14 protein-coding genes are annotated in these 16,145 nt (G+C 44.8%); 1 reads left to right on the plus strand and 13 read right to left on the minus strand.

Annotated elements, in window-relative coordinates; genetic code table 11:
- From rpoZ to AC1DWN_RS14625, 6 genes are all read right to left on the minus strand, one after another.
- Positions 1–207: DNA-directed RNA polymerase subunit omega (rpoZ, locus tag AC1DWN_RS14600; RefSeq protein ID WP_477559632.1), on the minus strand; the 207-nt coding region annotated here is incomplete at its 3' end.
- Positions 208–223: 16 nt separating this feature from the next.
- Positions 224–841, minus strand: coding sequence for a guanylate kinase (gmk, locus tag AC1DWN_RS14605; protein WP_475812740.1), 618 nt, complete (start codon positions 839–841; stop codon positions 224–226).
- Positions 842–854: 13 nt separating this feature from the next.
- Positions 855–1,115: an extracellular matrix/biofilm regulator RemA gene (gene remA / locus AC1DWN_RS14610; RefSeq protein WP_005548256.1), complete on the minus strand. Its 261-nt coding sequence runs from the start codon at positions 1,113–1,115 to the stop codon at positions 855–857.
- A gap of 415 nt (positions 1,116–1,530) precedes the next feature.
- Positions 1,531–3,429, minus strand: coding sequence for a bifunctional homocysteine S-methyltransferase/methylenetetrahydrofolate reductase (locus AC1DWN_RS14615; protein WP_477559643.1), 1,899 nt, complete (start codon positions 3,427–3,429; stop codon positions 1,531–1,533).
- Between the two features lie 29 nt (positions 3,430–3,458).
- Positions 3,459–4,289, minus strand: coding sequence for a diaminopimelate epimerase (dapF, locus tag AC1DWN_RS14620; protein WP_477559633.1), 831 nt, complete (start codon positions 4,287–4,289; stop codon positions 3,459–3,461).
- A gap of 120 nt (positions 4,290–4,409) precedes the next feature.
- On the minus strand, positions 4,410–7,193 hold the full coding sequence (locus AC1DWN_RS14625; RefSeq protein ID WP_477559634.1) for a calcium-translocating P-type ATPase, SERCA-type: 2,784 nt from the start codon (positions 7,191–7,193) through the stop codon (positions 4,410–4,412).
- Positions 7,194–7,464: 271 nt separating this feature from the next.
- On the opposite strand from AC1DWN_RS14625, the gene AC1DWN_RS14630 reads away from it, so the two are divergent.
- Positions 7,465–9,231, plus strand: coding sequence for an Rqc2 family fibronectin-binding protein (locus tag AC1DWN_RS14630; RefSeq protein ID WP_477559635.1), 1,767 nt, complete (start codon positions 7,465–7,467; stop codon positions 9,229–9,231).
- Positions 9,232–9,294: 63 nt separating this feature from the next.
- On the opposite strand, the gene AC1DWN_RS14635 is transcribed toward AC1DWN_RS14630, so the two are convergent.
- The 7 genes from AC1DWN_RS14635 to AC1DWN_RS14665 form a co-directional block, all read right to left on the minus strand.
- Entirely contained in the window at positions 9,295–10,164 is an 870-nt protein-coding gene (locus AC1DWN_RS14635) for a PHP domain-containing protein (RefSeq protein WP_477559636.1), read from the minus strand.
- Entirely contained in the window at positions 10,155–11,066 is a 912-nt protein-coding gene (locus AC1DWN_RS14640; RefSeq protein WP_477559637.1) for a selenium metabolism-associated LysR family transcriptional regulator, read from the minus strand. The genes AC1DWN_RS14635 and AC1DWN_RS14640 overlap by 10 nt, the downstream gene beginning before the upstream one ends.
- 128 nt (positions 11,067–11,194) lie before the next feature.
- A complete protein-coding gene (locus AC1DWN_RS14645) occupies positions 11,195–11,632 on the minus strand; it encodes a hypothetical protein (RefSeq protein WP_477559638.1) in 438 nt (145 codons plus the stop codon).
- A gap of 186 nt (positions 11,633–11,818) precedes the next feature.
- Positions 11,819–12,082, minus strand: coding sequence for a YlbG family protein (locus AC1DWN_RS14650; protein ID WP_477559639.1), 264 nt, complete (start codon positions 12,080–12,082; stop codon positions 11,819–11,821).
- 130 nt (positions 12,083–12,212) lie between these two features.
- Positions 12,213–12,707 (minus strand): YlbF/YmcA family competence regulator, encoded by a 495-nt coding sequence (locus AC1DWN_RS14655; RefSeq protein ID WP_477559640.1) that lies wholly within the window; start codon positions 12,705–12,707, stop codon positions 12,213–12,215.
- Between the two features lie 70 nt (positions 12,708–12,777).
- On the minus strand, positions 12,778–14,802 hold the full coding sequence (locus tag AC1DWN_RS14660) for a helicase-associated domain-containing protein (protein ID WP_477559641.1): 2,025 nt from the start codon (positions 14,800–14,802) through the stop codon (positions 12,778–12,780).
- Positions 14,799–16,145 (minus strand): DNA repair helicase XPB (locus AC1DWN_RS14665; protein WP_477559642.1); only part of this gene is annotated, 1,347 nt, incomplete at its 5' end. The genes AC1DWN_RS14665 and AC1DWN_RS14660, both read right to left, overlap by 4 nt.

Here is a 16,145-nt window from a genome sequence, read left to right on the forward strand (position 1 = left end):
GTCTTCTTTAGTCGGGATGTGTTCAACTTTAAGAATATCATTATAAATTTCTTCAAGAGCAACACCAACATATTTGCTTGAGCGCGGGTTACGAAGCTCTGACTTGTCACCGTTGCGAAGCATACGGGCACGTCTGGAAGCAGCAACAACAAGTGTGTACTTGCTGTCGACTTTTTTTACCATTTCATCAATGGATGGATATAACATTATACATTCTCCTCACTCAAGCTTTCTCATTTGCAGCCAACATCTTCGTCAGATACGGTGTAAATCTGTCTCTTCGGCAATGCTCAGCTATAACAATACTACGAATGCGATCACATGCAGCATCAAGATCATCATTTACTACTGCATAATCATATTTGTCGAGCAAATTAATTTCCTCGACCGCGACCGACATTCGGTTATTGATCGTATCCTGCGTTTCAGTGCCCCGACCAGTAATGCGCTGCTTTAACACATCCAAAGAAGGAGGCATAAGGAATACAAACACGCCTTCAGGAAACTTATCTTTGACTTTGAGTGCGCCTTGCACCTCAATCTCCAAAATAATGTCTTTGCCACTAGCTAAAGTACGCTCGACAAAATCACGTGGAGTGCCATAGTAGTTTCCAACATATTCAGCATGCTCCAGAAGTGCGTCACGCACAATCATATCCTGGAATTGTTCTCTGCTTTTGAAAAAATAGTTAACCCCGTCTACTTCACCTTGACGCGGCAACCTAGTTGTAGCCGACACGGAATAAACTAAATCAGGCATCTTGTTTCGAAGAACAGAACATACTGTTCCTTTGCCGACCCCTGAAGGTCCAGATAATACAATTAACAATCCCTTTTCCATAATGCTCCCCGTACTATTCGTCGTTATCGTCGTCCTTAGTAGATAATCGGTGCGCAACCGTTTCCGGCTGAACAGCTGATAAAATGACATGATCGCTATCTGTAATAATAACTGCACGTGTACGGCGTCCATATGTAGCATCAATGAGCATATGTCGGTCGCGTGCTTCTTGAATAATCCGCTTAATCGGTGCCGATTCTGGGCTTACGATTGAAATAATGCGGTTTGCTGAAACAATATTACCAAAACCAATATTAATAAGTTTGATAGCCAAGCCAGGTCCTCCTCCGCCTACGGTGTTTCCAACTGCCTTTTATGAATGAATAAAAATGGTAAGCTTGAACGGTATTAGCCGTCAACTGGCGGTACAGCTTACGTTTCGCAGTGAAAATATAAGCCCAGTTAAAAGGTGAAACTTATACCCTCTTATATTTCGAATAAATGGGATTACGACAACTTGCTCTCCTGCCAAATAACGTCAGGACAACCTTACTATTGTTGACGAAAAAAGGGCTTAGCATACGTTATTACGCACACTGTAACATATGCCTTATTAGGCACTGAAGCCTGTCCGTACACTTCCATTATATTCTCACGGCAAATGTGTCCATCTTTCATTTTAATTGATTTTACACAAACGAACAAGTGAAAAAGCGAAAACAAGCAAAAAAGGCTATCTTACACCTTTCTCACTTCAATACTTCACTGCTTATTTTCGTCTTTTCCCAAACATAGTTCGTGAGCTGGACACCCATATCATAAAACATAAATGGTGTAATTAAGTAAATGCCTTTAAAATGCGGCAATGCAGCATCAAGCAGCTCCTTCGCGATTTGTACGCCTTCTGCTCGGCCCACTTCACCTTCTAAGCCAGCCATCCGCTCGCGCACTTCATCAGAAAGCTGAATACCAGGCACTTCATTATGCAAATATTCGGCATTTCGGCCACTCGCAAGCGGCATAATGCCGATAAATACAGGAACATTCAAATGCTTGGTAGACTCCGCTATTTGTTCAATTAAAGCTGGGTCATAGACAGGCTGGGTCATTATATAGTCAGCACCAGAAGTAACTTTTCGTTCTAGACGCTGAACAGCCTTGTCCAAATGCTTAACGTTTGGATTAAATGCGGCTCCCACGACAAATTTAGCCTTTTGCTTTAACGGCTTGCCTGAGAATGCAGTTCCTTCGTTCAACTGCTTAATCATTCGAATCATCTCAAAAGAAGTAAGATCATACACGGAACTTGAATCCGGCAAGTCTCCGAACCGAGCGGGATCGCCCGTCACAGCAAGAACATGATCGATATCAAGCGCATCCAATCCCATCATATGCGACTGTGTACCGATTAAATTGCGATCACGGCACGCAATGTGAACGAGTGGTCGAATACCAATTCTCTCTTGGACTAGTGCTGCCAAAGCCAAATTGCTCATCCGTGTAACGGCAAGCGAATTATCAGCCATTGTAACCGCATCAGCTTTGGCTTCTTTCAAAGCTGCAGCGCCATCCATAAATTTTCGGATATCCAGATCCCGAGGCGGATCAAGTTCTACTATAACAGTATGCCGCTCCTTAACAAGATCTACAATCGATGGTTCTGATGAGGAAAGCTTCTGCGACTCACCGACCGAGATCAACGGCTTCTCATGCTGTTTCGGAGAATGGATGACGAATGTCTCAGCAGGCTTTGTCATTATTGAAGCTTTGCCGAGCTGTGGTACATAACCGTCCAGCGCCGCAGTCATCGCAGCAATATGCTCTGGGGTCGTTCCGCAGCATCCACCGATTAAACGCGCGCCGCGATCTGCGAAACGCATGGCTGTTTCGGCAAAATATTCAGGGCCGGCGGAATACGTATATTTGCCATCCACATAATCTGGTATTCCGGCATTCGGATAGATCGATAATGGCAGGCCAACAGGCCCCTCAATCGAATCTATCGCTCTCATAATTCCGTTAGGACCGCTACGACAGTTAAATCCGACTACGTCCGCGCCTGCATCTTGAAGCTGATCAAACGCTTCCTTTAAGCTGACACCATCCTGTGTACGTCCAACATCCTCAATTGCAAATTGACAGATGACAGGCAAGCTAGTAGCCGCTCTAGCAATTCGTAATGCAAGCAGTGTTTCATCAAGATCATAGAAAGTCTCAAGAAGCAGGCCATCTGCACCCTCGTCAAGCAGCGCATGCATTTGGCGCTCATACGCTTCACTTACCTTTGCTGTTCGCAAATTTCTGAGTTTGCCGTCACGGATTGATCCAACTGCACCCACAACGTAAGCATCTGCCCCGATAGCAGCACGTGCAATACGAACTCCAGCACGGTTGATAGACTCCATCTCGCCCTCTAATCCATACTTAGACAGCTTCTCAAGGTTTGCAGAAAACGTATTCGTCTCTATGACGCGCGCACCCGCTTCGTAGTAACGTCGGTGCACATTTTCAATAACGTCTGGACGAAGCGTATTAAATTCTTCATAAGAAACACCAACAGGGAACCCCATCTGATAAAGATAGGTTCCCATAGCACCGTCCCCGGTCAATATACGCTGCTTCAGCGCTTCTTTCAATCCTAGCTTCATTTCATTACTACCACCCATCTACATTGATCCTAAATCGTTCCGCGAAAAGATTCTGCAGCCGGTCCACTCATATAAACGTGATTATCCGATTCATTCCATTCAATGAGCAAATCGCCGCCCTTTAATGACACAGTCGCCGTACGATCTGTAGCTCCAGTTAATACCGATGCTACAACCGTTGCACAAGCGCCAGTACCGCACGCAAGCGTCGGGCCAGCACCGCGTTCCCAAACACGCATATCGGTATGTGTCCGAGAATTGACCGTAACAAACTCTACATTTATTTTCCGAGGAAACATCGGATGCATTTCAAGCTTAGGTCCCCAAGTGCTTAGATCAAAATTTACAGCATCCTCCACATAAATAACACAATGCGGATTGCCCATTGATACGGCTGTGAATTTAAATTCACGTCCATCAACTTCAATTGGATGCTCGATGACTTGCTCCGCATCCACCGTTGTCGGAACGGCAAGCCCTTTTAAAATCGGGTGCCCCATGTCAACACGAACAGATGCAACCTTACCGTCCTGAACGGTCAGTTGCACCTTTTGAGCACCTGCTCCCAGCGTTTCAATCGTAATTTCTTCTTTATCTGTTAAACCATTATCATAGACATACTTGGAGACACAGCGAATTGCATTGCCGCATTGCTCGGCTTCAGAGCCGTCAGAATTAATAATACGCATACGAAAATCCGCAACCTCGGAATGCAAAATATAGACAAGTCCGTCAGCACCAATTCCAAAAAAGCGATTGCAAAGCTGTATAGCTAGATCCGCCACATTTTCAGGAAGCTGCTGCTCCCCCGCAATAATTACAAAGTCATTACCTAATCCGTTCATTTTCGTAAAATTCATATAAATGCCCTCTCCTTGCTCCAGCTCGCAGAATATTAACACAATTAATCTGCTTAAAAGCATAACTTAAAGCAAGGAGAATGGGTATTCATAAATTGTATCATCATTTGCATTATTTCGCTATCTAGCTACTGTTTGCCGACCCAACGGAAGCTTTGATTTTGTTTTATTTTTCTTTGATGAGCTAAATACGCTACCAATTCCCAGCAAGAAAGTAGGAATTCCGGCTGCTACAAATACGAGACACCACTCGCGGAAGCCGATCGGCACTGTTTTGAAAATCGGTTGCAAGGCTTCAATGTAGAGCACACCGATCATTAAAATCAGTGATGAAAGGACGGCCAGCACCAAATATTTATTTTGGAACGGATTGCGGTGGAAAATAGAGCGAGAGCTGCGGCAGTCGAACACATGGATAAGCTGAGCCATAACTAGGGTAGCAAATGCTACCGTTTGTGCCTTCATAAGCCCTGCTGCTGTATTCGGGCCTTCTTGTAGAGTAATCCAGAATGCGCCAAGCGTACAAACCCCTATCAAAATACCTCTGCTGATGATTTTCCAACCAAGCCTACGCGAGAATATACTTTCTTTCCCCGATCGCGGCTTTTGCTGCATCAAATCCTTCTCTGCTTGATCGACGCCGAGCGCCATCGCCGGCAATCCGTCAGTTACAAGGTTGACCCAGAGAATTTGAATCGGTATAAGTGGTAATGGAAGCCCGGCCATCATCGCCAGAAACATAACTAATATTTCACCGACGTTGGATGCGAGCAAATAACGTATAAACTTACGAATATTTTCATAGATGCCTCTGCCTTCTTCTATCGCAGCTACAATAGTCGCAAAGTTATCGTCACTTAGTACTAACGCAGAGGCTTCCTTCGTTACATCTGTGCCTGTTATGCCCATTGCTATCCCAATATCGGATGCTTTGATTGCAGGCGCATCGTTCACACCGTCACCTGTCATGGCGACCACATGGCCTTGGCGCTGAAGAGCCTTAACGATTCGAAGCTTGTGCTCAGGTGATACGCGTGCGTAAACATAGATATTGTCTACAAGTCGATCAAGCTGATCATCACTCATAGCCTCCAGCTGTCTACCGCTCATGGCTATACCGCCGCGAGGCATAATACCAAGTTGACCGGCAATCGCTTCCGCCGTCAATTGATGGTCACCAGTAATCATAACCGTCTTGATGCCTGCTCGTCTGCAAGTCGCGATCGCATCCTTCACTTCACGGCGAGGCGGATCAATCATCCCTGTTAAGCCAACGAATATAAGCTGACTTTCCGCATCGATTTCCGTCTCACATGCGTCCCCTTTGCGCAAATCACGATAAGCGAGTCCAAGCACACGTAATGCGGACTGCGCCATTACTTCTCCAGCTTCCGAACACTTACGCTTTAACGTTGCAGTGAATGGAACTACCTTTCCATCCCACAATACATAACTGCATTGATCCATCAGCATATCAGGGGCGCCTTTGGTGCAAATGAGACGACCGCCTTGATGAGCTACAACAACTGACATCCGCTTGCGCTCTGAATCGAATGGAAACTCTTTTTCCCGTTTGTAGAGCTGTTCAAGTGATTTGGGCGAATTTCCTAGTTTAGAAGATAATACGACGAGCGCCCCTTCGGTCGGATCACCTTTAAGTACCCACTCCTCTTGAGCTTCTCTGTCCTTCCTTTTCTTCGGTTCTTCTACATTCACCTTTACCAACTGCGCATTGTTGCATAAAGCACTAATCTGAAGCAGTCGCTTCACAGATGAATCATGCTGTACATCCAGTGCTTTTCCATCCTCGAAAATATGACCTGAAGGCACATAGCCCTCACCGCTTACTTCGAGCTGACGTCCACCTATCCATACATGAGTCACGGTCATTTTATTTTGCGTTAACGTACCTGTTTTGTCAGAGCAAATAACGGATGCGCAGCCAAGCGTCTCTACAGAAGGCAGCTTGCGTACGATTGCTTTACGCTTGATCATGCGCTGCACACCAAGGGCTAGCGCAATGGTCACAATGGCTGGGAGTCCTTCAGGTATAGCAGCAACCGCTAAACTGACACCAGCCAGAAACATGCCATACGCTGGCTGCCCATGCATAATGCCTGCGACGACTACCATGACAGTCAACCCTAGAGCCACTATGATTAAAAGCTTTCCAAGCTGCTCTAAACGATGCTGAAGCGGTGTCTCCATCGTTTCTGTCTGTTCAATTAAACCTGCTATTTTACCCATTTCGGTATCCATACCCGTTCTAATGACAAGACCCTTTGCTGTGCCTCTCGTCAGCATCGTACCCATAAATCCAATGTTGCGTTGATCTCCCAGCGGCAGATCCGCCTCGTCAATTGCTGCTGCATGCTTTCCAACTGGTACTGATTCTCCAGTTAGAGCAGATTCCTCTACATAACAGCTGTTCGCTTCGAGCAACCGAATATCAGCTGGAATTCGGTCTCCGCTCTCCAGACTAATGATATCTCCTGTTACGAGCTCTTTAGCAGGGATCGTTAACAGCTCTCCGCTGCGGATAACCTTCGCTGTAGGGGCTGACAGCTCTTTTAGTGCACGCAGAGATCGTTCCGCTCGGAATTCCTGGAAGAAACCAAGCACCGCATTCAATGCGATAATAGCAACTATCGTAATCGCGTCTAAATATTCGCCGAGCAAACCTGAAATTAAGGTCGCTCCCATTAAAACGAGCACCATAAAATCCTTGAAATGGTTCAAAAATAAAAGGATCGGCGATACGCGCTTCCCTTCAGTTAGCTCGTTACGCCCATGTTTCTCCAACCTCTCGGCCGCATCCGCCGCCGCGAGTCCTTGCTCTGGGGAGCTGACTAAATTATTCACAAGCTCGCTTGTCCCCATTTGATGCCACTTCATTTGTTCCATGGTATAACTCCCTCCCATAATAGGCCGATCCCTGCATTAACGGCTGATAACACCCTCATAGCGCGGCCTTGCGTTCCGCAAGAAAGATAAGCTCACACCCATTCATTTACTTATTGTTTCTTAGCAATATCGCAAAGTCTGCCCCTCGGACAGCCTCTCTAGGGTAAATGTATTCGGACAGCCCGTAAAATATCCCAATAAAGACTTAAGTTTTTGTCTCAACTATGGCATGATAGAGGTAGACTTATTCGGAAGAGAGGAACGATACACCATGGCATTAGACGGCATCGTAACCCATGCAATAACGCAAGACCTACTGCGCTGCGTTGGTGCGCGTATACATAAAATTCATCAACCAACGAATCATGAGCTTGTTCTCAGCATCCGAGGTGCGGGTATGCAAGGCAAACTGCTTCTGTCTGCTAATCCCACTTATCCTAGAGTTCACTGGACTACAGGCAGCTACGTCAACCCGATGGAAGCCCCTATGTTCTGCATGCTGCTTCGCAAATACTGTGAGGGTGGCACAATCGAGTCCATTCGTCAGGTCGGCCGTGAACGTATTATTCACATCGACGTAAAGTCTCGCGATGAACTAGGGGACTTGTCAAACAAGACGATTATTATTGAAATTATGGGACGCCACAGCAATATTATTTTGATGGATCCTTCTACAGGTATGATCCATGACGGTATTCATCATGTGACGCCTGCGATAAGCAGCTTCCGAATTGTAATGCCGGGAAGCACATATACATCGCCGCCAGATCAAGGGAAGACAGATCCTTTATTCATTGAAAATGAATCACATTTCACAGAATTGCTTAGCTCAGTTGAGCAAGAAGCTCCGCTGCACAAGCGTCTCGTTGATACACTTAGCGGCTTTAGTCCGCTGCTTGCTAAGGAGCTTGTTCATCGCACACAATTAGATTTAGGCGTACAAGCAGACTTCGAATATGGATCAAATAGCTACCCCGCTCTTTGGAGCAGCTTCTCAAGCCTTATGGATGAGATAAGAAACAATACCTATACTTCAGGCATTAAGACCGATCCAGATACCGGAAAATCTTATTTCTCCATTACAGAGCTGACTCATATCCAAGGTGAAACCATCGTTTTCCCTGATATTAGCGCATGTCTAGAAGGCTTTTATGGCAATAAAGCGGAACGAGATACAGTAAAGCAGCGTGCAGCCGACCTCATTCGTTTCGTCCAAAATGAAAAAGCAAAAAATGTAACTAAAATTAAAAAGTTGGAAGAAACATTAGTAGAAGCAAAGGATGCGGAGAAATACCGTGTGCTTGGCGAGCTGCTAACCGCTTATATGCATCAATTTAACCGCGGCGACAAGTCGATTGAGCTAATCAACTTTTATGATGAAGAGCAGGCGCTAGTGAAGATCGATCTTGATCCACAGCTTACTCCATCGGATAACGCTCAACGTTATTTCAGAAGGTATACGAAGCATAAGAACAGTTTAACTATCGTCGCTGAGCAAATGGAGCTTGCCCGTGCTGAAATTCATTATTTCGAGGGAATTTTGCAGCAGCTAGATAACGCATCACTTGCTGACATTGGAGAAATTCGCGATGAATTGGTAGAACAGGGATACATGAAAGAACGTGTGAAACGTGGATCAAAGAAGAAAAAAGTACTTAAACCAACGTTGCTCAGCTACACTTCCTCTGAGGGAGTAACTATTTTTGTAGGCAAAAACAATACACAAAACGAATATCTTACAAACCGATTAGCTGTTGCTTCCGATACATGGCTGCATACCAAGGATATTCCTGGCTCTCATGTTGTCATTCGCGGCGGCTCCTTCGGGGAAGCTACGCTTGAAGAGGCGGCCATGCTGGCGGCACACTTCAGTCAAGCTCGTGATTCGAGCTCAATACCTGTAGATTATACAATCATCCGACATGTACGTAAGCCAAGTGGGGCGAAGCCGGGATACGTCATCTACGATAACCAGAAAACGTTGTTCATCACACCTAGCGAGCAGCGAATTAAATCATTAGCATCTGAAATGAAATAAGTGCTTATCACATAAGAAAAGTCCGACTTCTAAGTAAATAAGAGGTCGGGCTTTTTTAGTCTATTATTTCCTTGTTGGCATCAACTGCTGCAAAACCTTTGCAGCGACTGTTCGACTGCCTACTGCACCATGGAATATTTGACCGTGACGTTCACCGTGAAAATCAGAGCCTCCGGTAGCGATTAGATTATATTTTAATGCTAGTGTGCCATACCGCTGCTCTTCTTCAAATCCGTGATCCGAGTGAAAAACCTCAATCCCTTGCGCACCGTAACGAATAATATCTTCAACGAGCCCATCATTTCCGTATAAGCCTGGATGCGCTATTACACTCGTACCGCCCGCTTGTTTAATCCAATCAATGGCTTCGTAAGGATGCAGACGCGGCGGATTCACATAGGCGGCGGCACCTGAGGCTAAATAAAGATCAAAAGCCTCTTTCATACTGGATACAACACCTTTTCGAATAAGCACCTCAGCGATATGCGGCCGACCGATGGTCGCAGCACTATTTTCAGCCATATTCTTATCCTTGTCTCTATGCGCGGCAGCTCTCACCTCATCCATCGTAATGGGAATGCCAAGAGTGCACAGCTTTTTTACAATCATGTCATTCCTTTGGTCTCTTACACCTCGAAGGCTCGCAAGACGTTTCAACCATTCCTCATTTTGATTATTTGTATAATAACCAAGAATATGTATATCTACACCGTTTGAAACCGTACTAACCTCTACGCCAGGCACAACATCAATTCCGATTCTAGCACCTTCGAGAACAGCCTCTTCCACACCTGTCACGGTGTCATGATCTGTAATTGCTATCGCAGCAAGTCCAGCAGCCTTTGCCAGCCTTACGTTCTCTGAAGGTGACTGCATGCCGTCAGATGCAGTTGTATGTGTGTGTAAATCTGCCAGTCCATGAACTAGAGCCATTGCTGCAGATCCCTCTCTCTCAAAAAAGTTAAAAACGTAACCGCGGATATAGGCAATAATGCAGACTTTAAATAGATGGAGTAAAATTGTCTTTGAAATTTCGAATCCGATACTTTTATCATTCGAATGAGATCCAATGCTACCTCATGCTTAACAGAAGAAGATGATACAAATGAGACACCGAGACCCGCCTCAACTGCTGATTTTACAGCACCTGTACTACCCAGCTCCATTATGACTTTCATAGACGCAGGATCGATTTTCTTCTTCCTAAGCTGATCCTCCATAACGAGCCGAGTTCCTGACCCTTGCTCACGAAGTACAAAAGGATATTCCATGACTTCGTCCAGTGTAACCGACTCACGATCCGCAAGAGGGTGATTTCTGGAAACGATCAGTCTCAGCTCATCACTCATAACGGCTTCCATATGCATGTCGGGATGATTGACAGGAGCCTCGATTAAACCAAAATTAAGCTGATGATTTAATATGTCCTCCATGATTTGTGAAGTATTCATAACCTTCAAACTAATCGAAATATGCGGATATTCTTGGCCAAATGGACCAAGCAGCCTTGGCAGAATGTATTCCCCGATAGTCAAGCTGGAACCTAGCTGCAGCCTTCCCTTTAACTGTGTAGTAAAGGCGGACATCGCTTGGTCTGTATCACGGATAAGATCGATGCTTCGCTGCGCGTAGGGCATTAATGCCCTTCCCGCTTCGGTCAGTTCAATTCGTTTCGTTGAACGTTGTAAGAGTTTTGTCCCAAAATAGTCCTCCAATGATTGCACTTGCATCGTTACGGCTGGCTGGGTCATATGTAAAGCTTGCGCTGCAGCTGAGAAGCTGCCACGTTCGGCCACAGTATAAAAAATGTGCAACTGATGAAAATTAAGAGCCACTCTCTAACCACCCTTTCTTTTGTAGATATTATACAACAAACCTTACCCAGAGTTTCATTTTACATAATAAAAAGCATGCAATCTGGTCAGATCGCACGCTTCTTCTATCATTTCGTTCCTAGAATCCTTTATTTACGTTTCCTACTGCTTTTTACGAGTGTCATTCTCCTAGAGTGACGCAACCATGAATAATAGGACTTAAGATCCCTAAGCTCTATCGTCTCCGACATTCGACCTAGGAAAGTAACCACTATCATTTTATGTAAAGGTCCCCCCGTTATGTCCGTTTCTGTTAATGATTCAGAAAATTCAGCTACAAACACGAGATCGTCATCAATTAAATATACATCCTGTTCATTGCGATAATAAGGCTCGATCCGGCCTTTCTTCAAGCATTCCCATAAAAAATCAGCAATGTCATCAAATCCGGTATTCTCGCTCTCGATTCGATCTAACCAACGACTTTTGGCATGGTTAGTAATAATGATATCCGCTACTTTCTTATCACCCAAATCGATATAAAACGACTCGTATGTGCTCCATCTTCTCGTCATTTTATCTTTCATTCCGCAACCTACTCCTTCCAAGGAACCAGGGCTATTTTACTATGAATTTAATTCCATTTTACCATGTCTTTCCGATATTACAACAATTAATTAAAGTCAGTCCATATATGTAAAATATTGGTTTTATTACACAAAAAAAAGACGCTCCTCGGCGTCAATCCCGTGCCAAGAAGCGTATTCTTACAGTTAAACACTATAAAATCTTGTTTTATCTTCAGTGTCTTTACTATATTCCGTCTTAATTTCATTACGATAAGAACGTTCAATATTGCGAACATATGGCAACTTACCCATTTGCCGAACAGCGTCTTCAACCTTATCGGCATTCATATAAAGGACAACATAATGCATTTTGCGCGACATATAATGAACCGTACCGAATCTCTCCAGTGACCTTGCCGCTTTCAAATCACTAACCCATATGATATAACCCGTTCGTTCCGGTAACATTTCTTCCCTCCCAAAAGGTTTGCGCAGCAAACCTACTTCGTAAGCGTTAACTTAGGTTTGCGTAGCAAACCTACTTCGTAAGCATTAACTTAGGTTTGCGTAGCAAACCTAAGTTCGTAATCCGATTAATCTAGCTGCAACCGCCGCTTCCGCAGCTGCATGAACCGCCGCTGCCACAGCTGCCGCCGCCGGACTTCTTCTCGTTGCCTGGTACTTTAATATTGTCCGATACGGACTCCGCTATCAGGCGAGATACATCATACAGCATCTCATCGACAACTTGTTCGGCAAATTTAAAGCGGCGAACGCTTTCAATCTCGCCGAGCTCTCGCTCTATCTTCTTCACTTTATCTTTTGCTTCGTTGTAATCGGGATGAAATCGACCAAATCGTTCACATTCAACGTACAGTTCCTTCGCTTTATCGAACTGTCTAGTCATTTGCTTCACTTCTTCGTCTACACTCACTTCCGACTTCCAATATAAATACTCGGCAACTTCCGCCGATTGATTAATCCAATCACCTAACTCATAAGCACAAAGCAGAAGCGACGCCATATCAAGCGAAGAAACGCCACCTTGCGATTGTTCCAACTGAGCAGTCGTCAATCCTTCAGTAGTAGGCATTCAGCCACCCCATTTCTATACGCTAAACTCTACATTATCATATCATATTAAATTAGCCAATAGAAAGAACTTATAATGGGTCTGGTTGTCCTGGAATAATTAGCCTCATCTCATCCCACATGTCAGGTGTCAACCGGATGTGCTCGCATTCCGCCTCATCTCGAAGCAGTCCAAAAACTGCCCAACTGTTATTTAGCTGCTCCAACCTCTCAGGAACAAACGCTCTTATTCCGCGACTTAATCGCAATTGAACAGGCGCTTGCAATTGTAAGGCTTGCTCAATGAGTTCTTTCCTTGTCGAATGATGATATACACGAAGCTGCTTTGTCCACATTGCAGGCACTAGCTCCCATAACGGTGCAGTATTAACCTTCTCTTGTGGAGGTTTTATTATTAACTCATAATGCTGAAGCGTAAAGGGTTCATAAATGAACGAATAAGCCGGATTAACCGCTTTAGCTAGCGCCCCCCCAACATAACTAAGTTCAGTTTTCACACTGTCTGGTTTAGGATATTGATATTCAATAGCCTTATCCGCTGTTTGAATAGCCTTTCGAGGCGGATATCCTGTCTGCAGCAGCAAGTCTCGAAGCGGTTTAACCAATTGCTTATCCACAATAAAATCAAGCGGACCGACCTTCTCCAGCATCAAAGCAGCAATCGCTTCATTATTTTGGACAAAGGAAGCCATCTGATCATTATCGCAGCGAAGCAGTATAACCTCAACAAACGCTGTGCGGCACGCGCGGCTAGTCCACCCATCCAGCATATCTAAAACGGCAGATGGAATTTCTGCTCCACCCGCTGAAGCTTCCAAAAAAGCTTGAATAGATGCTTTGGTCCTTCCATACTCTAAGGATTGCGTTACTGAAGACATCTCCAAACGGTATACGGTTACTATTTCATCTGACACACGCTCTGCTATGAGTTCCAATTCCCATCGGATCGTAAACGGGCAATTAGGCTCTAAAATAATTTCGCCATTGGGTTGGATAGATATAAAACGGTTTGTTAGACCTTCAACATACCAAGCATTGGTTCCCGCTGCTAATGGGCTTCTCCAACGAATGAGCATTCCTTCATCATTTCTCTCACCAGACTCCACTAAGTCAAGCCATCCAAAACTATGTAACAGCCTGTACCAATTATAACTCTTGTTAGCTGTTACCCCGGACTGACCTAGTCGATTATCGGTTAACCATTGTAAAATAGGCTGAACAGCGTACCATTGACCATCGTTCATGGTACTAAGAGCTGCCGCTACATGCGCGCTGCTTCCGCTCGCTGGCAGCAATAACTCCATGCACCATTGCATTAATTGCCGTTCCCTTATCTCTTCCTCAAGCGTAAGCCAAGCGAATAGCTTTTCCTCATCCCATCTCAGCGTTTCATCAGCCATATACAAAAGTCCAAAAGCCGAGCCCACCTCCAAAACAAAAGCAGCAATCAATGAATAGTGCTCCCGATGCGGCCATTTTAAGTCAAAGGACTGTAACCATTGCTCATCGAAATCAACAGCTTGTACGATTTTAGCAATCGTTTTCTTTGAAAGTACGCCCTTGGAAGTCAGTTCTAATCCACAACGTGCTAAAGTGGTGAACGCCGACAGCAATTGTCTGCCGAGTGGTCTACATCCTTCTCTAAACGTTCCGTTTAGCAGCTCTTCTCTTGCAGTCGAGGTGAGTGCAGCTGCTTCAAGCGGAAACAACACCTGCTGCCAGACCGTAAAACAATCGTAAGGTAAGAAATAGATTCGCTCTCCCCACACTTTGCTTACTGTAAATAGGATGCCTGCATCCTCCAATTCATCTAGACCATGCTTGCATTCAGACCCTGATAATGTTGTATTTCTTTGCAAATCTTTCATTAAGTGCTCTGCATTGACCGGTACAGCTGCATAAATACGAAGCATCTCCTTCAAAACAGATACTGCAAGCACTGATAATAAAGAACTAGCTTCAACTACCGCTTGTCTTTCTACAACAGCTTCCTGCCAAGACAACGCTCTCCGCCCCGCTTCACGCCATATAGCTGTATCCATATAACCTGTAAGCCTTTCAGTAGGCAGCTTCTCAATTAACGAGGCGATATTCATTGAACTGCGACCTCCTTATAAGCAATAGGAATTGCTGTTGCGCTCCTTCTCTCATATTGATAGCCCTGCTCAAGCATGAAAAGCTGTCGTCTCATTGCAAATTCTGTTTCCTTCGTCTCATCTGTAACAATCTTATAAAACCACGCTTTATTGTACGATTTTTTCGGCCTCAACAATCTTCCAATACGTTGTGCCTCTTCCTGCCTTGAACCAAAGCTGCCTGATAGCTGAATCGCGACAGCTGCGTCAGGCAAATCAACTGCAAAATTCGCAACTTTAGATACGACAAGGACCGAAATTACCCCAGCTTTAAATTGTTCATACAAGAGCTGCCGCTCCTGCTGAGGAACCTCCCCAGTAAGCAGAGGAGCATTTAAAATACCTGCAATTACATGAAGCTGATTCAAATATTGACCAATTATTAGTGTCGGCTTACCAGAATGATCCTGCAACAGCTGCTGCATAATCCGAATTTTTTCGGGGTTTTCTGCAGCAAGACGTATTTTTGAGCGCGCGCTCGCATCACGATATTGCATCTCTGTCTCCTTATTCATAGGCACTCTTATTTCCATACAAGACACGGATGCTATAAAGTCTCCTGCTTCCGCATGTTTCCATTGCATATCGTAAAGCTTTGGCCCTATTAAGGAATAGACGTCCTCCGCGCAACCATCCTCCCGAACCAGTGTAGCTGTTAACCCGAGTCTTCTTGTCGCTTGTATATCAGCTGTCATTCGAAATACCGGGGCAGGCAGTAAATGAACCTCATCATAGATGATAAGACCCCAGTCCCTCTCCGAAAATAGCTTCATATGGGAGAATGAAGCGGCTTTCGATTTACGATGAGTTAAAATGTTATACGTAGCTATCGTCACAGGTCGAACTTGCTTGAGCGTTCCGCAATACTCACCTACATCCTCATCCGTCAGCGATGTTTTATCCAGTAATTCATCCTTCCACTGCTTTACGGAGGTGCTATTGGACGTTAATATTAAGGTTGCTTTCGAAAGCCTTGAAATGGCAGCGATACCTACAATTGTTTTACCAGTCCCACATGGCAGTACAATAACTCCGCTACCGCCCTGCACGGTCCCTTCTCTATAAAACAGATCAACAGCCTTATTCTGATAATCTCTTAACTGAAACATTTTATTGCCAGATGTCCTATCCTTCAAACGAACAGACAGCTCTTCCCCCGCGTGGTAACCAGCAGTATCAATGACAGGGTATCCAAGCCGTGTCAGCTCCTGTTTGAACATGCCTCTGCCATTCTCTTTAAGCTGCCATTCATCAGGCTTCAGCTGCTCCTCAATCCATTCCATTACTGTTTCATACTCTGACAA

Source organism: Paenibacillus sp. P4_A7 (genome assembly GCF_056402455.1).